The organism is Sporofaciens sp. JLR.KK001, from assembly GCF_036941055.1.
Taxonomy (GTDB): domain Bacteria; phylum Bacillota; class Clostridia; order Lachnospirales; family Lachnospiraceae; genus Sporofaciens.
Genome location: NZ_JAYMNO010000001.1, coordinates 3,805,294 through 3,831,126, shown reverse-complemented (window position 1 = coordinate 3,831,126; position 25,833 = coordinate 3,805,294). Strand labels below are relative to the sequence as shown.

Below are 25,833 nucleotides of genomic sequence, written 5' to 3'. Positions count from 1 at the left end.
ATAGGAAACTTACATTTTGACAAGGAATTTCGCATATTTTTGGAGGTAAAAGATGACATTTGCAGAATATTTAAAAAAAGAAAACTTGTCCAATCGGACTATTTCAGCTTATTTATGGACAGTAGAATATTATACTCAAAATTATGATTCATTGACAAAAGAGAACCTTCTGGCATATAAGGGGTATTTATTAGAATATTTTAAGCCTAAAACGGTAAATTTAAGAATCCAGGCAATGAATAAATATTTAGATTTTCAAGGGTTAAAGAATTTAAGATTATCATCTGTCAAAATTCAACAAAAGAGCTTTTTAGAAAATGTAGTTAGTAATGCCGATTATAATTTTCTTAAAAAGCAATTAAAGAAAGACGAAAATATGCAATGGTACTTTGTTGTATGGTATCTGGGAGCTACTGGCGCCAGGGTAAGTGAATTAATCAAAATAAAAGTGGAACATGTAAATATAGGATATTTTGATCTTTATAGCAAAGGCGGTAAGTTACGAAGATTATATATTCCTAAAAAACTACGCGAAGAAACGTGTAAATGGTTGGAAAACGAAGAACGAACATCTGGATATTTGTTCCTAAATAAATTCGGAGAGAGAATTACAACTCGGGGAATCTCCCAGCAGTTGAAGAATTATGCGGATAAATATGGGTTGGACAAAAAAGTTATATATCCACATTCATTCAGACATCTGTATGCAAAGAATTTTTTGGAAAAATATAATGATATCGCTTTATTAGCAGATTTGATGGGACATGAAAGTATTGAAACCACAAGAATCTATCTTAGAAGGACAGCTACAGAGCAGCAAGCTTTGATTGACGAGATTGTTACTTGGTAGAAAAATTAATATTGTTTTATTGAGTGGCATAGTTTCCGAAACAGAGACTATGCCGCTTATTTCAATTGTATTTATTATGATATTTTATTGTATAAAATTAAAAACTCAGGGAAGAAAAGATCTTGCAGTTAAGTGAACTACAGCTCCATTATACAGACAATAAAGCATCTGCCATTGTATTTAAGTAACTGAATAAATCTTCAAGCTGTTTGATGATACGATGTTGTTCCTTTATAGGTGGAATAGGGAAATAGGTATTTTCAATATATGCTTTTCCAATTCGTTGTTGACCTACAGCACCCGATAAAGTTTGCTTTCCATTTTCTATAAATTGATTAGTTTTTACATACGCTAATAAATATTCTGGTAGAATAGTATCCTTATATGGACGTAATACGTGGAGTTCTGTTGTTCCTGCTCCATATCCATTACAAAGATTTTTGAAAATAGTTGATTTTTTGTTTTCAAAACATGGAGTGATTTTAGCGAAGCCAATGTCTCCTTCCTTAAAATGAGTAAAACCCATTTTAACTTCTTCCCATTTTCGTGTTTCTGAAGTATGCCTACCGCTATACCCATCTTCAATTAATGGCATTGGAATGAAAGAAACTTCTGTATCATCAGCTAATTTATTGCGTGGATTAATGATTACAATATCTTTAAGTATTCCCCAACACCAAGAATTAGGAATGGTAAAAGGAAGTTCATCACTGATATCTATTGTCGCATTTTTGTCATCTCGATAATAAGAGTTATCATCATCTCTAAAGATAATAGATTCTTTCTTATCACGCTTAATTTTACCTTGTTTGATAAGTTTTTCTTTTTCTGATCGGATACGTTCCAAAAGAATGGAAGCCGGTTCATCATCAGGATTTTGTGGCACAAGTTGTCCGCGGATAGCAAGATCGAGAATTTTAGATTTAGTTTTGTTAACCAGTTCATTGACAGCTTGTTTATTCATTTGAATCGTTAATATCGCAGGTAGTAATTGGGTAATTCTTGTAGCAATTTTCTCTTGTTCAAACTTACTGGGAATAGGAACTAAAAAATTTCCTAATTTTTGGGCATTGATATTTGATTGGTTTACGCCGTCTGTTCTGATTGAGTTACAATAATCTTTTGCATATCCACTATTCATTACTGCATTCAAATATTCTGCATTGATGAAGCTTCGTATTCGGATCAGATAACTCGCATAGATTGCAGGAATATTTCCACGATAAATTGCTGTTTTTCCAACCAACTCGGCACTATTGGTTCGGTTGAAAAGAAGGTCATCCTTATTTAGCCAATATTTTCGAATGTTCTCTTCATCTGAAGAATAAACCAGATCAGTATAGTCTATTTCACCTGCCTGAATATTTCCCATACGAATTACTGCCACATTTCCAAAACCGGTTGATTTCCTTGCTGTTCCATATGGTAAGTCATTAGAAATCGAAATCATTCTTGCCCACGCCCACCCCTCTGGCACCTCAAACGGTATCTCATCTTCAATACATTTCATCGTCCCATCCCGGAACTTCTCATAATGCAAATTAGACAAGGTACAAATTCTTGTCGAAAACGGAAAAAATTCGATTGGTAGCAAATGTATGATATTATCGTTGTTGCAAAAATATAAGTATGATAGAATAGAAAAAACAAAAAGAATTGATGATTATGCTGAATATTATTTTTAACAGGGGAACTAAGGATATAGAGAACGAGAATTATGTATTTAGCCCGGATACTTATTTTAAATATAATTAAGAAGATGAATGGTTTGAGGATGAGTTGGTGAAAGAGATGGTCTTGGATGTAGACAGTTCAGTGGTAGAATCAGCCCATGCCATTAACAGTCCCGTACTTGGTATCATTGCTCTGGAGAGGCTATCGGGCAGTGTAAAAGCTCTCATTATCATGTACAAAGAACCTGATCTCATTGTAAATGCATCTGCTTGTGGGAATAATTGTGCGAAATGGATCTTAGAGATAGGGAAAAGACAAGATCTTACAGTCAGGCTTGGATATGAGATGGAATTTGAGGAGCCCTTTGACATATGTATTAAAAATAGTGGTCGTGTGATTCATGAATATATAGATTTTTAATGGAGTTCCAGGAGGTGGAAATAGTTTAGGGAACAGTGCCAGAGGTAAGACAACTTTAGTTCAGATAATTGGCGATTATTTATCTGGCAGGACTGGACTGGGAACGGAAATTATACGTGATAAGAGATGGGGTGTTCTGTCAGGGGAGGAGGCAGCAATTCTTCGGCTTCAAATGTTAATGGCTTCAGTTGTGTTTGTGGATGAACAAGAAAGGTTTTTATATTCGAAGGTTTTTGTAGAGGCAGTGTTAAGTTCGGGGTGTTATTTTGTATTTGTTACGAGAGATGGGCTGGTTATTATCAAAATACCAAACAGGTGTATAATTCTATGCATCAGGTATATCCGGAAGCTGGTATGAAAGAGAAGATCGTGCCGTTAGCAGCATTGGAATCAAGTCAGGGATTGTACAAGCAGAAGGATTGGGGGATATTCTGAATGCCCCGGAAGATTTTATTGAGAGCGGAGAAGAAAAGACTTAATCCCAATTATCTTACAAAAGGAAACAGAGATAAAATAAGAATATTGGTGGATGAAGCGAGGAATTTATAGTTAATGTGACAGCTATATGTCATATTGGATATGTTATAGTCTATAGCAAGAGGCGAAGAGATGCAGATAGAGCGCTTGGTCCAGATGGTTTTCTATATAATCAATCATGGACATGTTACCGCCAGGGAACTGTCTGATTATTTTAATGTATCGACGAGAACGATCTATCGGGATATCAACATCCTGACGATTGCAGGGATTCCGGTATTATCGGCAAAGGGAACCGGAGGAGGGATATCCCTGATAGAAGGGTATACGATTGACAGGTCTCTATTGTCCAAAGAAGAACAGCAGAGTGTTTTTCAGGGCTTGCAGATATTACAGGCTGCGAAATATCCGAATGCGGAGATGGCATTGAGTAAGATCAGCGCTGTTTTCAGAAATGCACGGGATTCCCAATGGCTTGATATTGATTTTTCTTATTGGGGAAGTGATGAAAAAGAAAAAATAAAAATATCCGACTTGCAATACGCGATACTCGATAAGCATGTTATCAGGTTTCAATATTTTAACACGGAATTGAAGAGATCGGAGAGAGTCATAGAACCTCTGCGGCTGCTCTTCAAATCGCACGCCTGGTATATTGTTGGGTATTGCAGATCTAAAGAAGAGATCAGAACATTCCGTCTCACCAGAATAAAAAAGCTTCAGATTATGCCAGAGATATTTGAGCGTGAATTGCCTTTGGATTATTCCATGGTATCTGAAGGCAGAGAAAGATGCAAGCTTCCTGTGCTGAAGCTTAAATTTTCTCCTGAAATTGCACATAGGGTATTCGATGAATTTCAAGAAGATCAGGTTAACATAGGTGAGGATGGGAATTATTATGTTGCCGTTCAATATGAATTGAATAACTGGACTGTTCATTATCTTCTGTCTTTTGGGAAGTATGTCGAGGTCGTAGAGCCGGAATCAGCGCGGATCATGCTCAGAGAAAGAGCGGAAGAATGTAATGATGATAAAGAAGGGAAAGACATATAACAAGGTTACGAAAGCGGTGATCACAAGGCATGTAGAGAATCTGAAGAGTCTGGATGCCGATGGGAAGATAGAATTATGCGGGCCGTTCAAAGGTTATCCGGGGGTTGCAGGTATGGTGGTCTTTAAGACGCAGAGCTACGAAGAAGCGGACGCCCTGTGTAAGCAGGAACCGCTTGTAGCTGAGGGATTTGCAACATATACACTTGCGGCGTTGCAGGTGGCAGATAAGGAGAATAATTATTTGCTATAATTGACTGTATCTTGCGTACTTGATTTTCAGGTGATAAAACGACTATAATAGGATTATAGAAACAAGGCGGAACAGGTTTCACAGGATGAGAAAGGAGTTTGTTATTATGTCAAAAAGAATCATCGCCATAAACCGAATGTACGGAAGTAACGGAAGAAGGATTGGGAAGGCTCTGTCGGAAGAACTGGGAATTCACTGCTATGACAAGGATCTGATCAGGATCGCCAGCGAGAAGGAAGGACTGCCTTATGAGGAGCTTGTCAAGGTTGATGAGAAGCGTGCCAGCGGGTGGCGCTATCCGCTGGATGAACCTGCACAGATGGCGCCGCAGTACAGGCTCTATCCGATGAACGATGTACTCTTTCAAGCAGAGAGTGAGATCATCCGGACGATCGCAGATCAGGAGGACTGCATCATCATCGGGCGCTGTGCCGGTCATATTCTGGGAGAGCAGTGTCTGAAGGTATTTATCCATGCGCCGTTTGAATACCGGGTCAAGGTGGCGGCCGAACGCATCGAGATTCCGGAGAGTGATGCCCGCGCATTTGTGAAGAAGACGGATAAGGAACGCCGCAGCTATTATGAGTATTTTACAGACGAGAAATGGCTGGATATGGGTGCTTATGATCTCTGTATCGACAGCAGCCGGTTTACTGAGGCGCAGATTGTCAGGATGCTGAGAGAAGCCTATGAAGGTATGGAGTAACAGTTTAGACAGGTCTACGCATTCACTGCGCTGACCGTGCCATTGAGTAGCGCATGAAAGCATCCGGCCCATCGCGAAGCGATTGTTAATGGCCGGATGTCTGTAACAGTGAAGGTATCTGAACTGTTGAGCACTCTCGGAAACTCAATAGAGAATAAGCAGGAAAGGGTTGATTTTCAGAAATGAGAGGGATAAGGGATGGATGATTATGGGGCTTGAGCAGTCCAGAGAGCATAAAGAATAAAAATGTGCATGACTTTAAAACCTGTCGGAAAACAGGCCTGAAAGAATCCAGAAGCAGGAAACTTGGTTTATGCCACTGCCTGCACCTGCTGTTTATAGCGGGCATCCAGATGGATGCAGATTCCAATCATGGTTGTCATGAAAGAATAATGCTCCTTTGTGTGTATGAACATACGGTGCAGTCCGTAATCATTGAGGATGCGGTTGTTGATACGTTCCGTGGCGGTGCGTTGATTATAAATCTTCTTATAAGCATCTGTGCCGCGGGGGACGTCGGTGTAAAGCCGGATATCCCATTCGGGCCGGGTTTTGACGACTCTCCCATATTTGGAATCGGTGCAGGAGTTTTTACATTTGGAACAGTGATCTTTCCCATAGGGGCAGCGCCACATGAGGTAACCGCTGGATTTGTCATAACCGTTAGGCTTCATGCGCAGTTTTTCCTGACATAAGGGCGTTCCATCTTTGTCAATGGTGATGGTATCAGGAATTGTTTTTGGCCGGCCGCATTTGTCGTTCAGGTCGATGAAGGCCCGTATTCCCCTGTTTTTAAGGATCCGGTAGGTGGGGTAATTGTCCATTGCAGAATCCAGGCACATATTCGAGGTGGAAACAGCCGGCATATGTTTTTCTAGTTCATGGAAAGCGACAAGGAAATTGACCGAATCATGACGCTTTGCACTGGTAAAACGCAGAAGCAGGGGGAGATCTGTCCTGAGTTCACTGTTATAGCAGGATAATTGGAACAAAGTGTAGCCGAAGTAATATTTTTCCAGGTCGCTGTCCCAGCCCCAGGAAGCATCGGGGTCGGGGAAATGCCGCAGGTTTTCCGGTGCGCCAACCCTGTGGTGCCCGCGTGGGCAGGCATGGGTATGCACGGCGGTGCCGTCTCCGGAAACCGTAAGGTGTTCCCTTGGTATGAGACCGGATTCCATGGAAGGCAGGACAGCCACGTGATAGAAGAAGTGCTGCAGCCGCCCTTCAAAGTTAAAAGGGATATCCATCCCGCTCATGAGCCGTTTTTCGATAGATTCTGTGATTTTGGGCTTTGCCTCCTGTGCTTTCTGTTTTTTACCTTTGGGCTTATCCGGCTTTTTGGTGTTCCAGGAAGCCGGAAGCAGTTTGTCCCGCGTATATAAGTCCGTTGGCGGTGCAGTCCAGAGCCTGTCCATGAAGTCAAAATAAGAACCGAGGGGCGGCAGGGAATCCGTAGTGCAGCCGATGAGAGCGGCAAGGAGGCGGTCATGTTTGAGCCTGTCGACCCAAAGGGTAAGGGATAGCTTGGCCAAACCTTCTGAAAATAGAAGAAAGAAAAGGATAAAAGACCTTAAGATTTGCGGCTGGTTCTTAGCGGGCCTGCCAGTGTTGGAGTAAAAGGGCAGAAGGAACTCCATGGCCTTATCGGTATCGAAAAGGCGGAGTTTCTGCCATGGTTTCCAAAGCTCCGTATGGAGCCGGACTCTTTCAGAGGAATCGAAATGGACTTTGGATTCGTTGAGAAAGTACTTGTAATCTTGCATGGACTGCCAGTACTTGATCATAAAGTGCACCTCCTAGTAGTTTAGTTTAATGCTGTGCGTGTGGCACAGACGCTTCTTAACTACAAGGGGCGCGTTTGGTGACTGGCGTATATGGTCACCAAACGCGCCGCACATTTTGACTTATATGTCAATACTTTTTTGAAAATTTAACAAAAATGTTTTCCGGGATATGGAGGAAAGCAAAAAAGAAGAACATGAAAAAAGAGCGGAAATTCGGGCTTAAAGAGTTTCCGAGACCGCTCCTGTTACGGTATGGAGGTAAAGGGAAGATTGCTTTTTTCTAAGGATCATTGGAAGAATGAATGGACGGCGATTGAGAGGAAGGAACAGCGTTTCTTAGACAGAATGAGTAAGGAGAAGCCTTCTGCATGGAAGGAGAAGATCGCAGATAAGATACCGGAGAAGCTGGAGGGCACATTGAAGGCAGCCTTTCGCAAGGCATTTGAGCTTGTCTTTGAGAAGGGCACGGGATTGATCGAGAAGACTTATGACAAAGAGAAGCAGGTGCAGACGTTTCAGATCAATGAATATGCAGCCTGTGTCCGTAAGGATCGGAAGAGTGTCAGGGCATTTGCCAGACAGGCAGGGAGCGGGCGCGCCAGGAATCTGCTTCTGTCGGGGATCGAAGGGGCTGGACTTGGTATCCTGGGCATCGGGATTCCGGATATCCCGCTTTTTACTGCCATGTTATTGAAGAGTATCTATGAGATAGCGATTAGTTATGGTTGTTCGTATGAGACGGAAGAGGAGCAGTGTTTCATTCTGAGCGTGATTGAGACGGCGCTGACTAGAGGAGAAGAACTGGTACAGGCTAACCGGGAACTGAATGAATGGATTGATTCAGGAATTGTGCGCGGGCCGGATAGGCAAGAACAGATAATCAGGACTTCGGATGCATTGGCAGAAGCGCTGTTATATATGAAGTTTGTACAGGGGATTCCGATTGTGGGTCTGGCAGGAGGAATGGCGGACGCTGTATATTTGAAACGGATCACGGATTATGCGGATCTGAAGTACAGGAGGAGATGCAGTCGGAGATATTTAGTATAAGCAGCGAAATATTTTACGATCAATAAAGCGAGACAATACGGGAAGACTACGACGCTGCTGGCATTAGAGCAATATCTGCAAAAGGATTACTATGTTGTGTCTTTGGATTTTCAGATGCTTGGAGCCGGAGAATTTGATAATGAAAATACGTTTGCACTTTCGTTTGCCAGATTGTATCTGCGAGCCCTGAAAAGGTATATTCGAATATTTCCCGATGAATGTAGAGAGGTTTTAGAGGAGCTTTCTCAGATTGTAAAAAATGAACCTGTCAATTTCAGGCTTCAGAGACTTTTTGAATATCTAAGCGATATCTGTGATGCCGCAGACAGACCTATGGTTCTGATGATCGACGAGGTGGACAGTGCAAAAAATAATCGGGTTTTTCTTGATTTTCTATCTCAGATACGTGCATATTATATCAGACGAACATCTCTGCCGGCATTTCAATCTGTTATATTGGCTGGAGTATATGATGTGAAGAATCTGAAAAGGAAATTTCGTCATAGTCCGTGGAATATGCGCGAAGGCAGTCGTCAAACGAATGCTTGCATTCATTTGACGACTGCCCGTGTGATCATAGAATGCTTGCATTCTAAGAATACCCGGATATTGAATATCTGGGAGAAGTGATCGAGCATAGTTGGGGCCATCGGGTGATTCGGTTTTACGATTTGGACGGACACATCATTGAGGTTGGCGAGGAAATGAAAATGGTGATAAAGCGTTTTCTTGCTTCCGGCATGACTATGGAAGAAGTTTTTGTGAAAATGGACGCTTCTATTGAGGATTTGACAAAACTTCTAAACAGATAATACATGGGACGAATAAACAAATCAGTATTTGCAATATTGTAGTAGGGAGGTAAAAATGCGTCGTTCAGATAGGGAAGTAAAAGAGTTTGAAGATATTGTAGCTATCATGGAAAAATGTGATGTATGCCGAATTGCCTTAAATAGTAATGGCTACCCATATATATTACCACTTAATTTTGGAATATGTATAAAAAAAGGTAAAATCGAGTTGTATTTTCATGGAGCTATGGAGGGTACAAAATATGATTTAATTTCCAAGCGCAAGGTTAAATCCACCGCCTTTTAGGCGGTCAAGCTTTAGCGGCATTTCCTTTCAGTAGCAATTGTGATAAAATACAGCAGTAGGAGGTGCTGTAGAAATGGCAGAATATAGGAGCAGTAGTCATACCGTATATGATATTAAGTATCATTTTGTGTGGATAACGAAGTATAGATATAAGATACTAAGAAAAAATGTAGCCTTTAGGCTACGGGAACTGCTGCAGCAAGGATGTGATGCACGGAACATAAAGATACTGAAAGGCAGTATAGGAGTGGATCATGTGCATATGCTGCTTTCGTGTCCAACCAATCTGGCGCCAAGTCAGATCATGCAATATCTGAAAGGAAGGTCGTCAAAGTTGTTACAGGATGAGTTCCCGGAGTTGAGAAAGAGATATTGGGGACAGCATATGTGGGGAAGAGGATATTTCTGTGGGACAGTAGGAGAAGTAGATGAAGAGATGATAAGAAACTATATCGAAAATCAGGGAAAAGAAGAAGATAATTTCAAAATCGAGGAACAATAGCTACTTAGAGTAGAGCTTTTAGGCGACTTTAGTCGCAAATGAAACAGGCTTTAGCCTGCAAGCGACTTTCAGTCGCAAAAAGTGGTCTTTAGACCACAACAACCCACCGTCTTCAGACGGTGGTAGTTGAGTTGAAAAGGACAATAGAGCCAGTTTTGAAATGGATTGTGAACATAAATTAGTGACAGAGGTTGAACACGGAAGTTGCACAATGGAATATGAGAGTGTTATTGGACAAGGGCGTGTTGAAATGCTTTCTGATGATGAAAAGTGCAATGCATTATATATTTTGATGAAGCATTATGGTCAAGAAGAATTTTCGTTCAATAAGGCAGTAATGCCCCGTACAAAAGTTTTTAAACTGGTAGTAGAAAAAGTAACAGGCAAAATAAGACTGAAGAAAAATGACAAACATTAAAATTACAGTTGATTGGGCTAAAACAAAAACTGCGAATCGATATCATTAGGCCACTTATCAATGACTTTTGTCGCAAAATGGCAAAATTTCTGCGTAAGAAAAATGCCTATGCCAATGCTGGTATAAGCACAAGGTTTCTAATAGTAAGTCCTGCGGCAATGATTTCTTTGCCATAGGCTGTGGCGAAATATTTGTAAGTGCCCTGTACCCTTTCAATAATCCCATGAAGACGGAGCTGTTTAAAAATCCTGGACAGGGCTGACGGACTGATATTTTCAAGATGCTGGCGGATATCCTTTCCCTGCATTCCAAAAGCCATGTATTGGCCACGGCTAATAGCTTCCAGCACCTGCAGGTCACGCTCTGCGAAGAAATTCAGTCCGCGGTAAGAGCGCCCCTTGTCCGCAACGGAATCTGTAACCTTTGTAAGGTTTTCCTTCCCGCCGCTGTGGTCATCAAAGGATGAGATAAATTCCAGGTATCGGTAGTTTGCTGCTTTCATAATCGTGAATAGCTGATAAAGGCTATAAATGCTTTTTTTCAATGGAGCCTTTTGTTCCGATAAACTGCCGTCCCTGTGCTCCACTTTTCGTTTTACCCGGAAAGCCCCAATGTCATTGCAGGTGCTTTCTATCCGTAAGACATGGTAAAACTTATCATACATTTTGCAGGTTACCACCCATATGGTGTTTGATCCTCGTTCCGAGAATACGCTGGTTATAGTTGGTGCCCACTTCTTTCTTACAGTTATAGCCTAATCTCCCGAAAAAATTATACACAGATTGACTGTATGATAGTATGAATCCATTGAAAATACGGGGTTTTTAGGCGCTCCCTCTTTACAAATATGTGTATAAGTTTTATAATATAAGTAGAAATATTATACACATATTTAAAGGAGCAACGGCATGTCATCACTTGTTTACGTCAAAAATCCAAATGGTAAAACCTATGTTTACAGCAACACTTCAATTTATGATAAGGAAACTAAAAAAGTCAAACACATCCGCAAGAGCATTGGGCATCTGGATCCAGTAACAGGTGAAGTGGTTCCCAACCGCAGGAAAGGCGATGCTGCCCGTAAAAGGGCTCAAACGGAAGAACCTGCTGGCCGCTGTGTTGTGAAAAATACCGGCATACAGTCCCTTTTGGATAAAGCTGTTTCAGACATAGGGCTGATGGAACCGCTCAGTACAGTCTTTCCGGATGACTGGAGATGCATACTGACATGTGCGTATTACCTTGTCAGCGAAGGCGGGGCATTGCGCCACGTTGACCAGTGGCAGCGGATGTATCCATCACCGTGCCGTTCCCTGCTTGCAAGCCAGCGGGTGAGCGAACTCCTTGTAAGGATTACGCCCACACTGCAACAGGACTTTTTCAGCAGGTGGATTGATGTAAACAGCCAGAAGGATGTCTATGCAATGGATATCACCAGTGTATCTTCCTATAGCGAACTGATCGACTTTGTCCGCTGGGGATACAACCGTGACGGGGAAAAACTGCCACAGATCAACCTCCTTATGCTCACTGGTGTCACTTCCCATATGCCGCTGTATTACAGGATCATTCCCGGCAGCATTAAAGATGTGAACGCTCTGGAAGACAGCATAGCTAATATATCCGTTCTGGAGAGCCCAACATGCCATTTTGTCATGGACAAAGGCTTTTATAGTGAACCGAACCTTGACGCAATGTATGCCAGCCATAAAAAGTTCCTGATTGGAGTACCTTTTACTGTCGGTTTTGCCTGCAAGGCAGTGGAACACCACAGAGACAGCATCCGTTCCCATCATAATTACTGTACAGTCTTTGGGGATGGACTGTATGCGGTCACGGAATCTTCCAATTGGAAAGGGCATCGGTTCTATATCCACATCTACCACGATATTTTCAAGGCGGCGTCAGACGAACGGAATTTTGACCATACCCTGCACTGCTGTTATGAAGAACTTATGGCCGGCAGGCATGTAAAGGAGCATGCCTCTTATTATGATAAGTTCTTCTTGATCCATAAAACTCCTATAAGAGGCATCAGGGTGGATTACAATGAGGAAGCCATTAGCAAGCATAAAAGGAACCATATCGGCTGGTTCGTGCTTGTAAGTAATCACATTAAGGATACGACAAAAGCTCTTGAGGTGTACCGGAGCAAGGATGCTGTTGAGAAATGTTTCGATGATCTCAAAAATGATCTTGATATGAAACGTTTGCGTATCCATTCAGCGGCAGCTATGGAAGGCAGAATCTTCATACAGTTTATTGCACTTCTGATCACAACTCGTCTAAAGCAGGTGATGAATGAAGCCGGATGGTATAAAAATCATGATCTTCAAAAAGTAATAAGTGAAATGAAAACTGTCCGTAGTGTCAGTATAAATGGAACACGAAAAAAATACACAACGGAACTTACGCCATTTCAAAAAGACATATATGAGTTATATGGGCTGACACCTTAAACATGTGTATAATTTGAACGGGATTTTAGGTTATAGGTAATACGCTGCCCCAGAAATGTGGCGATATTGTCCGGCTTTACCGTAAAGATTGCCGTCCGGATAATCTCGTCATAAAGGGGTTCCAGGTCACCGGGCTGTTTGAACATGACATCGGTTGCGCACTCAATCTGCTGGACAGTCCATGTGTAGCCCAGACCGAGTGTTTCAGGGACTGGACAGTAACGTTTTGCAAAAACATCCAGAACCTTATGGAGGTCTTCCGGGTTGATCCTGTCAGAGAGCTTTTCGGCGGCTTCCACATCCAGGATTTCCAGGAAAGCATTATCGTGCATGCGGTAAGTGATTTCTTTCTTCTGCAGTTTACTGGCAAGGAGTTTGTGTCCATTCATATAGAACTGTAGACGGAAAGGCGCCCAGGTAGGGACACGGAGGTCATAACAAGTGATCGTACCATAAATCTTATCAGCGTATTTATCCGTGAGTAACATGAACACATCCTCCAACATTTTTGTTGAGCGGTCTCGGAAACTCTTTGAGCCCGAATTTCCGCTCTTTTTTCATGTTCTTCTTTTTTGCTTTCCTCCATATCCCGGAAAACATTTTTGTTAAATTTTCAAAAAAGTATTGACATATAAGTCAAAATGTGCGGCGCGTTTGGTGACCATATACGCCAGTCACCAAACGCGCCCCTTGTAGTTAAGAAGCGTCTGTGCCACACGCACAGCATTAAACTAAACTACTAGGAGGTGCACTTTATGATCAAGTACTGGCAGTCCATGCAAGATTACAAGTACTTTCTCAACGAATCCAAAGTCCATTTCGATTCCTCTGAAAGAGTCCGGCTCCATACGGAGCTTTGGAAACCTTGGCAGAAACTCCGCCTTTTCGATACCGATAAGGCCATGGAGTTCCTTCTGCCCTTTTACTCCAACACTGGCAGGCCCGCTAAGAACCAGCCACAAATCTTAAGGTCTTTTATCCTTTTCTTTCTTCTATTTTCAGAAGGTTTGGCCAAGCTATCCCTTACCCTTTGGGTCGACAGGCTCAAACATGACCGCCTCCTTGCCGCTCTCATCGGCTGCACTACGGATTCCCTGCCGCCCCTCGGTTCTTATTTTGACTTCATGGACAGGCTCTGGACTGCACCGCCAACGGACTTATATGCGCGGGACAAACTGCTTCCGGCTTCCTGGAACACCAAAAAGCCGGATAAGCCCAAAGGCAAAAAACAGAAAGCACAGGAGGCAAAGCCCAAAATCACAGAATCTATCGAAAAACGGCTCATGAGCGGGAAGGATATCCCTTTTAACTTTGAAGGGCGGCTGCAGCGCTTCTTCTATCACGTGGCTGTCCTGCCTTCCATGGAATCCGGTCTCATACCAAGGGAACACCTTACGGTTTCCGGAGACGGCACCGCCGTGCATACCCATGCCTGCCCACGCGGGCACCACAGGGTTGGCGCACCGGAAAACCTGCGGCATTTCCCCGACCCCGATGCTTCCTGGGGCTGGGACAGCGACCTGGAAAAATATTACTTCGGCTACACTTTGTTCCAATTATCCTGCTATAACAGTGAACTCAGGACAGATCTCCCCCTGCTTCTGCGTTTTACCAGCGCAAAGCGTCATGATTCGGTCAATTTCCTTGTCGCTTTCCATGAACTGGAAAAACATATGCCGGCTGTTTCCACCTCGAATATGTGCCTGGATTCTGCAATGGACAATTACCCCACCTACCGGATCCTTAAAAGCAGGGGAATACGGGCCTTCATCGACCTGAACGACAAATGCGGCCGGCCAAAAACAATTCCTGATACCATCACCATTGACAAAGATGGAACGCCCTTATGTCAGGAAAAACTGCGCATGAAGCCTAACGGTTATGACAGATCCAGCGGTTACCTCATGTGGCGCTGCCCCTATGGGAAAGATCACTGTTCCAAATGTAAAAACTCCTGCACCGATTCCAAATATGGGAGAGTCGTCAAAACCCGGCCCGAATGGGATATCCGGCTTTACACCGACGTCCCCCGCGGCACAGATGCTTATAAGAAGATTTATAATCAACGCACCGCCACGGAACGTATCAACAACCGCATCCTCAATGATTACGGACTGCACCGTATGTTCATACACACAAAGGAGCATTATTCTTTCATGACAACCATGATTGGAATCTGCATCCATCTGGATGCCCGCTATAAACAGCAGGTGCAGGCAGTGGCATAAACCAAGTTTCCTGCTTCTGGATTCTTTCAGGCCTGTTTTCCGACAGGTTTTAAAGTCATGCACATTTTTATTCTTTATGCTCTCTGGACTGCTCAAGCCCCATAATCATCCATCCCTTATCCCTCTCATTTCTGAAACTCAACCCTTTCCTGCTTATTCTCTATTGAGTTTCCGAGAGTGCTCTTGTTTATTGTACTTGAAACTTGGAGGAATTGCAAAAAAACTTTTCCGGTTTATCCGGGTTAGGGAGAGCTGTTCAAATGAAAATAGACAGACTGTTGAAAATTGTCATTTATCTTTTGAATCATGAGAATGTATCCGCCAGAGACCTGGCAGAACGGCTCCATGTTTCTGTTCGCACCATACAGAGAGACATGGTCAGTATTGCAGAAGCAGGGATTCCTGTATATTCCAATCAGGGAAAGGGTGGAGGATACTCCATTTTGCCGTCGTATAAGGTTAGAAACTGCAATATCCACCAGGAAGAACAGCAGTTGATTCAGCAGGCGCTGGAAAGCCTGGCAACCTCATATGCAAATGAAACGCTGGCAGGTTTAATTGAAAAGTATCATGCACTTTTGGACAGGGATCAGGAACAGAGTATCTTTTTTGATTTTGGAATCGCCATGGAGAATCAACAGGTGCAAAAAGTGAATCAGATGCTGAAACGGGCAATTGAGACAAAGGCACTGGTTGAATTTTTTTACAGGGATGCGCAGGGAAAAGAAACACAGCGGTTGGTTGAACCTCTTGCTATCCAGTATAAATGGTATTCATGGTATTTATTTGCATGGTCTGTTCCACAGGAGGCATATCGTACCTTTAAAGTTGCACGAATCCGCAAGCCTCAAATTACATCGGAAAAGTCTGACAGAAAGCATCCGGCGGTAAAGGAGCTTATGGAGCAGTCAGACAGGGCATATGGTGAAACTTGTATTACACTGGAGGTAGCGTTTGATAAGAAAGATACGTGCCTGATGGAAGAGTACTTTCCGGACAGCCAAATAGAAGAATGGTCGGAGGAAAAATCAAGAATATGGATTTAGGTTCCGCCTGGAGAACGCTCGTGGAAAGCCCTGCTTTTGAGTATGGGAAACCGTGTGGAAGTCATTTCTCCGGAAGCCTGTCGAAATGAACTGATCGAGGCTGCTCAAAAATTTTTATCTAATTACGACATATAGCTGTCGCAGAAGTATGGTAGGATGGAGATGTTCTATGGCACATGGAGTATTCTGCGCGTATGGCGGAAGGTAAAAAAGAGAGGAGCATAAGATGAGTGAATTTGTGAAAGTGTTACTTGGAGATCAGGGAACTTTTGAGGACGTGTATCAGGAGTGCCCGGTTTTTGACGATGGAAAATACTGCTTACGTCTGGTCGCAGAAAGTGATGCGGAGGATTTACTGAAGGTTTATTCGGACGGGAAGGCGGTTCCTTTTTTCAATAGTGATAATTGCGGTGGGGATGACTTCCATTATACATCCCTGGAAAGAATGAGGAAGGCTGTCAGCTATTGGCTTTGGGAGTATGAAAGAAGAGGATTTGTGAGATGGGGTATTTTCAGCCATAAAGAGGAAGAAGTTATAGGAACGGTTGAATTATTCCACAGGGATTCTGAGGATTATTTCAAAGACTGCGGGCTGCTGCGTCTGGATCTGCGAAGTGATTACGAAAAAGCAGATGTGATAAAGGAAATTTTACAACAGATAGAAACTCTAGCGTTTGACATGTTTTCCTGCCGGATGCTGGCAACAAAAGCGGTGCCAACCGCAAAAGAACGTATTCAGGCATTGTCGGTACTGGGGTATGAAGAATCAGATCATGCGCTGACCGGACATGATGGCACTCAGTATAAATACTATTGGGTTCTTAATAAGAAATAGGAAACATTATGGATTAATTCTGTTGCTACAGTATGATGACGGGTTCTGCCGTTTTTTGTATTAGCGGTGGGAGGGCAAACGGACAGAATTTATTTTACGAAAAAACAGGCGCGGCAGTTTTTGTTATTAAAGCATGGCTTGCTGGGAGATTACAAATTTGTTGGAAAAGAAGGCGTCCTTTCTTTTGTCCGACAGACAGGATGCATTCAGTTTGATCCGGTGGATGTCTGTGGCAGAAATGCGGATCTGGTTTTGCAGTCCAGAATCAAAGACTATCAAAAGACGATGCTTTATGAGCTTTTATATATCGATCGGAAACTCGTGGATTATTTTGATAAAAATCTCGCGATTCTTCCAATAGAGAACTGGAAATATTTTGCCCGGGAGCGGCAGGCTCACCGAAGCTGGGAGAGAAGCCATACAGAAATTGTGGAAGTACAGGAACGGGTGCGTGAGGAAATTGCACGGCGGGGACCACTGTGCAGCGCAGATTTGGACATAGTGGAAAAGGTATCCTGGTATTGGAGTGATACCAGGTTGTCGAGAGCGGTGTTGGAACATATGTATTTTGTCGGAGAACTGGGAATCCATCATAAGAGCGGAACACTGAAATATTATGATCTGATTGAAAATTGCATTCCGGCAGAGTTTTTGAATCAACCAGAGCCCTATCCTTTGGATTTTAATTATAGAAAATGGCTGGTGTCAGAGCGCATTGGTTCGGTGGGACTTTTGTGGAACCGTGCTTCTGACGCATGGCTGGGTATACAGGGACTTAAGGCTGCACAGAGAAATGCTATATTCGAGATGCTGTTAAAAGAAGAGAAGATTATTGAAGTAAAAGTGGAAGAGATTGGGGAGCAGACGGACTTAGAAGATGCAGCCGGAGATATCAGGACGGAAGATCAGGAATGTAGAATAGCTGCCGGGGTACAATAGGTACTTCCCGGCAGTTTTTATCTTGAATGATCTATCATCAGACATACCAAGGCTGATAGACTCTTAAGATCAGTGTTTCGCGTAGGCTACATCCTGTTTCAGCCCAGGTGCGGCGGAGGTCTGACCGTCGTTTGGGACATCTTCCCGTTCGCGGTTGCTTAGAGTTCCTACTTCCATTGCATCTGCGAAATTGATCGGGTGGTTGCGCATATGCACCTTCAATATCTCGAAGAGCCTGAGTGTCGGCCGTTTGGCTTCCAGTACGCCGGAGACGTCTACATACTTGCAGCCGGTCTGGGAAGCCAGGCTTTTAAGCCGCTGGTTGATCTTGAAGGCGGCGGGGCTGCCGGAGACGATGGGGACGATATAGATCGAGGCCTGTGTCTTCGTGTGGATCATGTAGAGAAGCCACTCGTATTTGGAAATGAAGTTGTCTATGTTGACATTCTCGTCGAGAACGTCGATATCTCCCATGTTCACGAAGATCTTGCGCGGATTCAGATCGTACAGGCATATCTTAAGATAGCTTTCAATCTGGTCGATGCGCACGTCACGGATGCTCCGGTTATAGATTGGTTCTGTGATCCGGAAGGCCTGTGTCAGTTCTCCGATCGGAAGAGAGGCGAACGTGTTGGAGCCAAATAAGACAACACCGCCTGCTTCTGTAATGCTGTTCAGCTCGCGATAAGTTTCCATTTCATCTTCTCCTTGTTTCTGAATTGATGGTTTGAAGGATGCATTAAATGATGTGTTTTCGGAAGGATTCTCTGTATTTCCGGCCGAAAATTCCTTCGCATGTCCGGATATCTGTCTGCTAAGTTCGGCGTTTGCCGTCTGCATCTGTCTGTCATAGCGCCGGTTGATGAAGTAGACCACCACGTTGGCGGATACGACGACCAGATTCAGGAGATATACTACCAGTACATAATTGAATCTGTGGTTATAGATTTTAGCCGAGATTCCAGCCACATATCCGGTGATGATAAGAAGTATGAACTGGAGACTCATGTTGCGCGCTGATCTTGCCTTGATGTTCTTGGCAAGATTCATTGGCCAGGATAATCCAAAGCAGATCAGCATAGTAGATTCAAGAAGTTCAGCCATTGTTGTTTTCCTCGCTTTCATTTTGAACTGTAACTTTATCTTACATATTTAGTTTATCATTGACGTATGATTATGTCTAATATATAATATTTATCAAAATCATAATGTTGACATTATAGATAGGAGAAATGATAAATGGAACTTATGCAGATCCGTTATTTCCTGGAGACGGCGAAGACGAAGCATATGACCAACAGTGCGAAGAATCTGCACATCACACAGCCGGCGCTGACCCAGGCGATCCGGAGGCTTGAGAAGGACCTGGGGGTGCCGCTTTTCGTGGCGAAGGGGCGCAATATCGTACTGACAGAGTACGGGAGATATCTCCAGAAGAGATTAGAGCCACTGATGGAGCAGATGGATGCGATTCCGGAGCAGCTTAAGATGATGGTCGCCCTGGAGGGGGAGACGATACATATGAATGTGCTGGCGGCATCGGGGCTTGTGATGGAGGCAATCATTGAGTATAAGAAGGAGCATGAGGATATTAATTTCCAGTTACAGCAGAATTCGGAGAGTGAACTCTATGACATAGCAGTGACGACGAAATTATTCTACCTGGGGGAGGATGAGAAGAACCGCTTCGCGTGCGCGGAGGAGATCTATCTGGCGGTGCCCAGGAACCCAAGATACCGGGACAGGACGTCGATCCGTCTTGCCGAGGTGGAGGAGGAGGGATTCATAAGCCTCCTTGGTTCCAGGGAGTTCCGCTATATCTGCGACCGGTTCTGCCAGCATGCCGGCTTCACGCCCAAGATCATCTTCGAGAGTGACAATCCTTCTGCCGTTAAGAATATGATCGCGGCCAATATGGGGATTGGCTTCTGGCCGGAATTCACCTGGGGCAGTATCGAGAATGAGCATGTCAAGATGCTGAAGATCGAGGAACCGATCTGCCAGAGGGATATCATCATTCATTATAATAGGAATAAGACAGACAGCCGTAATGTAGTAGACTTCTATTCGTTTCTGACGGAATTTTTTGAGAACAGGAAGAGGAATATACGGCACAGCGATAAGGGATAAGGAGGAGCATATGAGATTCAGACCATGTATAGACATTCACAACGGAGCGGTGAAGCAGATCGTCGGCGGCAGCCTCAAGGATAAGAACGACCAGGCGGTTGAGAATTATAAGGCAGAGCAGGGAGCGGATTACTTTGCACATTTATATAGAAGAGACGGGTTGAAGGGCGGGCACATCATCCTTCTTAATCCGCCGTCTTCCGAATATTATGAGAAGACTAGGGAGCAGGCGATGAAAGCGCTTGCGGCGTACCCCGGCGGACTGCAGATCGGCGGCGGGATCACGGATGAGAATGCAGAAGTCTACCTGGAAGCCGGGGCAAGCCATGTGATCGTTACTTCTTATGTATTCCGGGACGGGGAGATCCGTTGGGAGAACATGGATAAGCTATGCCGGGCCGTAGGCAGGGAGCATGTGGTGATCGACCTAAGCTGCCGCAGGAAGGACGGCGGCTATTATATCGTGACGAACCGCTGGCAGACATTTACCCAGGTGAGGCTGACCCGCAAGATCTTAGAGGAGATCGCAGGATACTGTGATGAATTCCTGGTGCACGGTGTTGACGTAGAGGGGAAGGCGTCAGGGATTGAGGAAGAACTGGTGAAGCTTCTCGGCAGCTATGCTAAGATACCGACGACCTATGCGGGGGGGATCGGAAGCCTTGATGATCTGAAGCATTTCCGCAAGATTTCAGGCGGGAAGCTTGACTATACGATCGGGAGTGCGTTAGATCTTTTTGGGGGAAATATTCCCTATCAGGCGGTCAAACATCCTATTACGGAAAATTAAACAGTTTGTTAACAGTTCATAAATTAGTTGAATTGGCCTATGGATAGTGCTAGAATGGAGGATAAAGTGGTCATTCTAGGGCGTTTTGGAGCGTGTCCTGGTATCAAATTAATGATAAGGAGTAATTATCATATGGGTTTAATGCAGAAAATATTCGGAACACATAGTGAGAATGAATTGAAGAGGATCTATCCGATCGTGGATGAGGTTGAGTCGCTTGAGCCGGTGATGCAGAAGTTGTCGGACAGTGAATTGAAGGATAAGACGAGAGAATTTAAGGCAAGGCTCGCCGACGGCGAGACGTTGGACGACGTGCTGCCGGAGGCATTTGCGGTAGTGCGGGAGGCATCGGTGAGGGTACTTGGGCTTCGGCACTTCCGGGTCCAGATCATCGGCGGCATCATCCTCCATCAGGGGCGTATCTCCGAGATGCGTACCGGTGAAGGTAAGACGTTGGTGTCCACGCTCCCGGCATATCTGAATGCCCTGACCGGCGAAGGCGTACATGTTGTAACGGTCAATGATTACCTGGCGAAGCGTGACGCGGAGTGGATGGGACAGGTACATGAATTCCTGGGACTTACGGTCGGCGTCGTGCTGAACAGTATGGATAACGACGAGAGACGCGCGGCCTATAACTGTGATATTACTTATGTGACGAATAACGAGCTGGGCTTCGATTACCTGAGGGATAACATGGTGATCTACAAGGAGCAGTTAGTGCAGAGAGGGCTTAAGTATGCCATCATCGACGAGGTGGACTCTGTGCTGATCGACGAGGCGAGGACTCCTCTGATCATATCCGGACAGAGCGGGAAGTCCACGAAGCTCTATGAAGCCTGCGATATCCTGGCGCGCCAGTTAGAGCGCGGAGAAGCCAGCGGGGAGTTCAGCAAGATGAATGCCATCATGGGCGAGGATATCGAGGAGACCGGAGACTTTATCGTCAATGAGAAGGAGAAGAACATCAACCTGACCGAGGACGGTGTCAAGAAGGTAGAGCAGTTCTTCCATATTGAGAATCTGGCGGACCCGGAGAACTTAGAGATCCAGCATAATATTATCCTGGCGCTCCGCGCCCACAATCTGATGTTCAGGGATAAGGACTATGTGGTGAAGGAAGACGAGGTCTTAATCGTCGATGAATTTACGGGACGTATCATGCCGGGGCGCCGTTATTCCGACGGTCTGCATCAGGCCATTGAGGCGAAGGAGCACGTGAAGGTGAAGCGGGAGAGCAAGACCCTTGCGACGATCACCTTCCAAAATCTGTTCAACAAGTTTGCGAAGAAGGCGGGTATGACCGGTACGGCGCTGACAGAAGAGAAGGAGTTCCGTGAGATCTACGGGATGGACGTTATCGAGATCCCGACCAATAAGCCGGTTGCACGTAAGGATCTGGATGATGCGGTATATAAGACCCAGAAGGAGAAGTTCCGGGCGGTGTGCGACGCCATCGAGGAAGCGCACGCAAGACATCAGCCGGTGCTTGTGGGTACCATTACGATCGAGAATTCCGAGCTTCTAAGCGGTATGCTTAAGAGGCGGGGGATCAAGCACAATGTATTGAATGCCAAGTTCCATGAGATGGAGGCGGAGATCGTTGCCCAGGCGGGTGTACATGATGCGGTGACGATCGCGACGAACATGGCGGGCCGTGGTACGGATATCAAGCTGGACGACGAGGCCAAAGAGGCCGGAGGCCTTAAGATCATCGGTACAGAGCGGCACGAGTCCAGGCGTATCGACAATCAGCTCCGCGGACGTTCCGGACGTCAGGGAGACCCGGGAGAGTCCAGGTTCTACATTTCCCTGGAGGACGACCTGATGCGTCTGTTTGGTTCCGAGCGTCTGATGAGTGTATTCACAGCGCTGGGCGTGGAAGACGGGGAACAGATCGAACATAAGATGCTCTCCAGCGCCATCGAGAAGGCGCAGCAGAAGATTGAGGCCAATAACTTTGGTATCCGTAAGAACCTGTTGGATTATGACCAGGTAATGAATGAGCAGAGAGAGATCATCTACGAGGAGAGACGCCGTGTGTTAGACGGCGAGAATATGAGGGATTCCATTTTCCATATGATGAATGAATATGTGGAGAATGTGGTGGATATGGTGACGGGCAAGGATCAGGATTATGACGAATGGAACCTGTCGGAGCTGAATCTTACCATCCATAATACGATCCCGATCGCGGCAGTTACAGAGGAAGACGTGCGCGGGATGGGCCAGAAGGAATTGAAGCATCTGCTGAAAGAACGGGCCGCGAAGGCATATGAGGCGAAGGAGTCTGAGTTCCCGGAGGCAGAGCATGTCCGTGAGGTTGAGCGTGTGATCCTTCTGAAGGTGATTGATGCGAAGTGGATGGCCCACATTGATGATATGGACCAGCTTCGGCAGGGGATCGGCCTGCAGGCGTACGGCAACAGGGATCCGAAGGTCGAGTACAAGATGTTAGGCTACGATATGTTCGACGAGATGACGAAGAGTATCGCGGAAGATACGATCCGCGCGCTGTTCCATGTAAGGATCGAACAGAAGGTAGAGAGGGAACAGGTGGCGAAGGTGACCGGAACGAACCGGGATGATACCGCTGTGCGCGGACCTAAGAAGCGTGCGGAGAAGAAGGTATATCCGAACGATCCGTGTCCGTGCGGAAGCGGCAAGAAGTATAAGCAGTGCTGCGGCCGGAAGTGATAGCTACAAGCGTCCAAAAGGCCGGGCCATTATAATATAGACAGAAAGAGGTGATGAGATGGTTGAATTAGATCAGTTTAAGACTTTGATGAATGCGTACGAAGAACCTCTTGCCGGAATGAGGGATTCACTTTGACCTTGCAGGCAAGGAGAGACGTATTGAGGAGCTGCAGAAGAAGATAGAGGAGCCGGGCTTCTGGGATAACCCGGAGGAATCGCAGAGTTTGATGAAAGAGCTTAAGAGTCTCCAGGAGCTTACAGATACGATTAAGAAGCTGTATACTTCCTATGACGATATCAATCTCCTGATCGAGATGGGCTATGAGGAGAACGACGCTTCCATGGTGAAAGAACTGGAGTCGGAGATCAGGGAGTTCGAAGAGGAGTTTGAGGCTCTCAGGATCCGGACGCTTCTGTCCGGAGAATATGATTCCTGCAATGCGATCGTGACGATCCATGCGGGGGCGGGAGGAACCGAATCCTGCGACTGGGCAAGCATGCTCTATCGGATGTACAGCCGATGGTCGGAGAGGAAGGGATTCTCGATCCAGGTGCTCGATTATCTGGACGGGGATATTGCAGGGACGAAGGCGGTCACTTTTGAGGTGAGCGGTGAGAATGCTTACGGCTATCTTAAGTCCGAGAAGGGTGTACACCGCCTGGTGAGGATCTCTCCGTTCAATGCGGCGGGGAAGAGGCAGACGTCCTTTGCTTCCTGTGACGTGGTTCCGGATATCGAGGATGAGATCGATATTGAGATCGCGGACGATGAGCTGAAGATCGACACATACCGCGCAAGCGGGGCAGGAGGCCAGCATGTCAATAAGACATCTTCGGCGATCCGTATCACCCACCTTCCTACGGGAATCGTAGTGCAGTGTCAGAATGAGCGTTCTCAGCATTTTAATAAGGAGAAGGCCATGCAAATGCTGAAGGTGAAGCTTAAGCTTCTTAAGGAACAGGAGCAGGCGGAGAAGGTATCGGATATACGAGGGGAAGTCAAGGAGATCGGATTTGGGAATCAGATCCGTTCGTATGTGATGCAGCCTTATACGATGGTGAAGGATCACAGGACCAATGAGGAGAACAGTAATGTGACGGCGGTGCTGGACGGCAGTATCGATATGTTTATGAATGCGTACCTTGCGAAGCGGTGCGACATACAGTAGATGCGGGACGGTTATGAGAAGGAGGAACAATAGATGGTAAATATAGCAGTTATGGGATACGGAACAGTAGGCTCCGGAGTTGTGGAGGTCGTGAATACCAACGGCGCCCGCATCAACCAGAGGATCGGTGATGAACTGAATATTAAGTACGTGCTGGACTTAAGGGACTTCCCGGATGATCCGATCCAGGAGAAGATCGTCCATGATTTTGAGAAGATCGTGTCGGATGACGAGATCAAGGTCGTGGTGGAGGTGATGGGCGGGATCGAGCCGGCATATACCTTCGTCAAGAGATGCCTTCAGGCGGGGAAGAGCGTGGCTACATCGAATAAGGCGCTGGTGGCCAAACACGGTGCGGAGCTTCTGTCTATTGCCAAAGAGCAGAATATTAATTTCCTGTTCGAGGCGAGCGTGGGCGGCGGGATTCCGATCATCCGTCCGCTGAACTCTTCTCTTACGGCGGATGAGATCGAGGAGATCACCGGTATCCTGAACGGAACTACGAACTATATGCTGACGAAGATGTTCTATGAAGGGGCAGATTACGATACGGTCCTTAAGGAGGCGCAGGCCAACGGGTACGCAGAGCGCAATCCGGAGGCAGATGTGGAAGGATATGATGCCTGCAGGAAGATCGCGATCCTTTCATCCCTGATCTCGGGGCAGCAGGTTGATTTTGAAGATATTTACTGTGAAGGAATCACGGAGATCTCGGTGGAAGATATGAAGTATGCGAAGGCTATGGGGACGACGATCAAGCTTCTGGCGTCCAGTAAGCGCCATGCGGGGAACCGTCTTCATGCCATTGTAGCGCCGTGTATGCTGTATCCGGAGCACCCTCTTTACAATGTCAATGGTGTGTTTAATTCTATTTTCGTACACGGCAATGTCCTGGGCGACGCAATGTTCTACGGGAGCGGGGCAGGAAAGCTTCCCACAGCGAGTGCGGTTGTGGCGGATGTGGTGGATGCGGCGAAGCATCTGAACAGGAATATCATGACCATGTGGAAGCAGGAGAAGCTGCAGCTGGAGGACAAGGCGGACGCGAAGCGCCGGTTCTTTGTCAGGATCAGAGGGAATGAAGAAGAACTGCTTCCCAGGCTTCGCGACTCCTTCGGAGAGGTTGAAGTCGTGAGGGCAGAAGGATTGGAAGGAGAATTTGGTTTCGTGACTCCTGTGATGATGGAAGGCGATTATGTGACAAGGGCGAATATCTATAGGGATCAGATCCTTCACATGATCCGTGTAGAGGGTTAGG

General features: G+C 45.4%; 26 protein-coding genes and 1 pseudogene. 22 read left to right on the top strand and 5 right to left on the bottom strand.

The window, feature by feature from the left end:
* Positions 1-52 precede the first annotated feature (52 nt).
* Positions 53-850: a tyrosine-type recombinase/integrase gene (locus VSQ62_RS19435; RefSeq protein ID WP_334636433.1), complete on the top strand. Its 798-nt coding sequence runs from the start codon at positions 53-55 to the stop codon at positions 848-850.
* A gap of 148 nt (positions 851-998) precedes the next feature.
* On the opposite strand, the gene VSQ62_RS19430 is transcribed toward VSQ62_RS19435, so the two are convergent.
* Positions 999-2,360, bottom strand: a complete 1,362-nt coding sequence (locus tag VSQ62_RS19430; RefSeq protein ID WP_334636431.1) for a restriction endonuclease subunit S — start codon at positions 2,358-2,360, stop codon at positions 999-1,001.
* Positions 2,361-2,641: 281 nt separating this feature from the next.
* On the opposite strand from VSQ62_RS19430, the gene VSQ62_RS19425 reads away from it, so the two are divergent.
* The 4 genes from VSQ62_RS19425 to VSQ62_RS19410 all read left to right on the top strand — a co-directional run bounded on the left by VSQ62_RS19425 (position 2,642) and on the right by VSQ62_RS19410 (position 5,430).
* Complete coding sequence (locus VSQ62_RS19425) at positions 2,642-2,944, top strand: DUF4869 domain-containing protein (protein WP_334637717.1); 303 nt, start codon at positions 2,642-2,644, stop codon at positions 2,942-2,944.
* Positions 2,945-3,553: 609 nt separating this feature from the next.
* Complete coding sequence (locus VSQ62_RS19420; protein ID WP_334636430.1) at positions 3,554-4,474, top strand: helix-turn-helix transcriptional regulator; 921 nt, start codon at positions 3,554-3,556, stop codon at positions 4,472-4,474.
* The gene (locus tag VSQ62_RS19415; RefSeq protein WP_334636429.1) at positions 4,446-4,724 is read left to right on the top strand and encodes a YciI family protein; all 279 of its coding nucleotides are present in this window, start codon (positions 4,446-4,448) and stop codon (positions 4,722-4,724) included. The genes VSQ62_RS19420 and VSQ62_RS19415 overlap by 29 nt, the downstream gene beginning before the upstream one ends.
* Before the next feature lie 106 nt (positions 4,725-4,830).
* Positions 4,831-5,430 carry a cytidylate kinase-like family protein gene (locus VSQ62_RS19410; RefSeq protein WP_334636428.1) on the top strand — a complete coding sequence of 200 codons (600 nt, stop codon included), beginning with the start codon at positions 4,831-4,833 and terminating at the stop codon, positions 5,428-5,430.
* 311 nt (positions 5,431-5,741) lie between these two features.
* On the opposite strand, the gene VSQ62_RS19405 is transcribed toward VSQ62_RS19410, so the two are convergent.
* Entirely contained in the window at positions 5,742-7,214 is a 1,473-nt protein-coding gene (locus tag VSQ62_RS19405; protein ID WP_334636427.1) for a transposase, read from the bottom strand.
* Positions 7,215-7,484: 270 nt separating this feature from the next.
* On the opposite strand from VSQ62_RS19405, the gene VSQ62_RS19400 reads away from it, so the two are divergent.
* The 6 genes and pseudogenes from VSQ62_RS19400 (at position 7,485) to VSQ62_RS19375 (ending at position 10,282) form a co-directional block, all read left to right on the top strand.
* Positions 7,485-8,264, top strand: a complete 780-nt coding sequence (locus VSQ62_RS19400; protein WP_334636426.1) for an EcsC family protein — start codon at positions 7,485-7,487, stop codon at positions 8,262-8,264.
* A gap of 18 nt (positions 8,265-8,282) precedes the next feature.
* Positions 8,283-8,894, top strand: coding sequence for an AAA-like domain-containing protein (locus VSQ62_RS19395; RefSeq protein WP_334637716.1), 612 nt, complete (start codon positions 8,283-8,285; stop codon positions 8,892-8,894).
* Positions 8,861-9,076, top strand: a pseudogene (locus VSQ62_RS19390) (VOC family protein); the annotation flags it as partial. The gene VSQ62_RS19395 and the pseudogene VSQ62_RS19390, both read left to right, overlap by 34 nt.
* A gap of 55 nt (positions 9,077-9,131) precedes the next feature.
* Positions 9,132-9,362 (top strand): pyridoxamine 5'-phosphate oxidase family protein, encoded by a 231-nt coding sequence (locus VSQ62_RS19385; protein WP_334636425.1) that lies wholly within the window; start codon positions 9,132-9,134, stop codon positions 9,360-9,362.
* A 73-nt stretch (positions 9,363-9,435) separates the two neighbouring features.
* On the top strand, positions 9,436-9,864 hold the full coding sequence (gene tnpA, locus VSQ62_RS19380; protein ID WP_334636202.1) for an IS200/IS605 family transposase: 429 nt from the start codon (positions 9,436-9,438) through the stop codon (positions 9,862-9,864).
* Positions 9,865-10,075: 211 nt separating this feature from the next.
* Complete coding sequence (locus tag VSQ62_RS19375) at positions 10,076-10,282, top strand: pyridoxamine 5'-phosphate oxidase family protein (protein ID WP_334636424.1); 207 nt, start codon at positions 10,076-10,078, stop codon at positions 10,280-10,282.
* Positions 10,283-10,388: 106 nt separating this feature from the next.
* Here VSQ62_RS19375 and VSQ62_RS19370 read toward each other — a convergent pair whose 3' ends face one another.
* Positions 10,389-10,946, bottom strand: coding sequence for a MarR family transcriptional regulator (locus VSQ62_RS19370; RefSeq protein ID WP_334636423.1), 558 nt, complete (start codon positions 10,944-10,946; stop codon positions 10,389-10,391).
* A gap of 244 nt (positions 10,947-11,190) precedes the next feature.
* Between VSQ62_RS19370 and VSQ62_RS19365 the strand changes: the two genes are divergently transcribed.
* Complete coding sequence (locus VSQ62_RS19365) at positions 11,191-12,741, top strand: IS1634 family transposase (protein ID WP_334634052.1); 1,551 nt, start codon at positions 11,191-11,193, stop codon at positions 12,739-12,741.
* Here VSQ62_RS19365 and VSQ62_RS19360 read toward each other — a convergent pair.
* On the bottom strand, positions 12,738-13,229 hold the full coding sequence (locus VSQ62_RS19360; protein ID WP_334636422.1) for a hypothetical protein: 492 nt from the start codon (positions 13,227-13,229) through the stop codon (positions 12,738-12,740). The two genes, VSQ62_RS19365 and VSQ62_RS19360, sit on opposite strands and share 4 nt — an antisense overlap.
* 267 nt (positions 13,230-13,496) lie before the next feature.
* On the opposite strand from VSQ62_RS19360, the gene VSQ62_RS19355 reads away from it, so the two are divergent.
* From VSQ62_RS19355 to VSQ62_RS19340, 5 genes are all read left to right on the top strand, one after another.
* Positions 13,497-14,969 carry a transposase gene (locus tag VSQ62_RS19355; protein ID WP_334635529.1) on the top strand — a complete coding sequence of 491 codons (1,473 nt, stop codon included), beginning with the start codon at positions 13,497-13,499 and terminating at the stop codon, positions 14,967-14,969.
* 260 nt (positions 14,970-15,229) lie between these two features.
* Positions 15,230-16,015 carry a helix-turn-helix transcriptional regulator gene (locus tag VSQ62_RS19350; RefSeq protein ID WP_334636421.1) on the top strand — a complete coding sequence of 262 codons (786 nt, stop codon included), beginning with the start codon at positions 15,230-15,232 and terminating at the stop codon, positions 16,013-16,015.
* 36 nt (positions 16,016-16,051) lie between these two features.
* The gene (locus VSQ62_RS32680; protein WP_502957770.1) at positions 16,052-16,150 is read left to right on the top strand and encodes a hypothetical protein; all 99 of its coding nucleotides are present in this window, start codon (positions 16,052-16,054) and stop codon (positions 16,148-16,150) included.
* Positions 16,151-16,241: 91 nt separating this feature from the next.
* Positions 16,242-16,850 (top strand): GNAT family N-acetyltransferase, encoded by a 609-nt coding sequence (locus VSQ62_RS19345; RefSeq protein ID WP_334636420.1) that lies wholly within the window; start codon positions 16,242-16,244, stop codon positions 16,848-16,850.
* Positions 16,851-16,970: 120 nt separating this feature from the next.
* Complete coding sequence (locus tag VSQ62_RS19340; protein ID WP_334636419.1) at positions 16,971-17,789, top strand: DNA glycosylase AlkZ-like family protein; 819 nt, start codon at positions 16,971-16,973, stop codon at positions 17,787-17,789.
* Between the two features lie 69 nt (positions 17,790-17,858).
* On the opposite strand, the gene VSQ62_RS19335 is transcribed toward VSQ62_RS19340, so the two are convergent.
* Entirely contained in the window at positions 17,859-18,893 is a 1,035-nt protein-coding gene (locus tag VSQ62_RS19335; RefSeq protein WP_334636418.1) for an SGNH/GDSL hydrolase family protein, read from the bottom strand.
* 135 nt (positions 18,894-19,028) lie between these two features.
* Here VSQ62_RS19335 and VSQ62_RS19330 point away from each other — a divergent pair, with 135 nt between their 5' ends.
* The 5 genes from VSQ62_RS19330 to VSQ62_RS19310 all read left to right on the top strand — a co-directional run bounded on the left by VSQ62_RS19330 (position 19,029) and on the right by VSQ62_RS19310 (position 25,832).
* Positions 19,029-19,919: a LysR family transcriptional regulator gene (locus VSQ62_RS19330; RefSeq protein WP_334636417.1), complete on the top strand. Its 891-nt coding sequence runs from the start codon at positions 19,029-19,031 to the stop codon at positions 19,917-19,919.
* Positions 19,920-19,929: 10 nt separating this feature from the next.
* On the top strand, positions 19,930-20,709 hold the full coding sequence (gene hisA / locus VSQ62_RS19325; RefSeq protein WP_334636416.1) for a phosphoribosylformimino-5-aminoimidazole carboxamide ribotide isomerase: 780 nt from the start codon (positions 19,930-19,932) through the stop codon (positions 20,707-20,709).
* Positions 20,710-20,841: 132 nt separating this feature from the next.
* A complete protein-coding gene (gene secA / locus VSQ62_RS19320) occupies positions 20,842-23,406 on the top strand; it encodes a preprotein translocase subunit SecA (RefSeq protein WP_334636415.1) in 2,565 nt (854 codons plus the stop codon).
* Between the two features lie 58 nt (positions 23,407-23,464).
* A protein-coding gene (prfB, locus tag VSQ62_RS19315; RefSeq protein WP_334636414.1) for a peptide chain release factor 2 occupies positions 23,465-24,575 on the top strand; the annotation gives its coding sequence in 2 pieces (ribosomal slippage) (positions 23,465-23,539 and positions 23,541-24,575; 1,110 coding nt in all).
* Positions 24,576-24,608: 33 nt separating this feature from the next.
* Entirely contained in the window at positions 24,609-25,832 is a 1,224-nt protein-coding gene (locus VSQ62_RS19310; protein ID WP_334636413.1) for a homoserine dehydrogenase, read from the top strand.
* The last annotated feature ends 1 nt before the right edge of the window (position 25,833 follow it).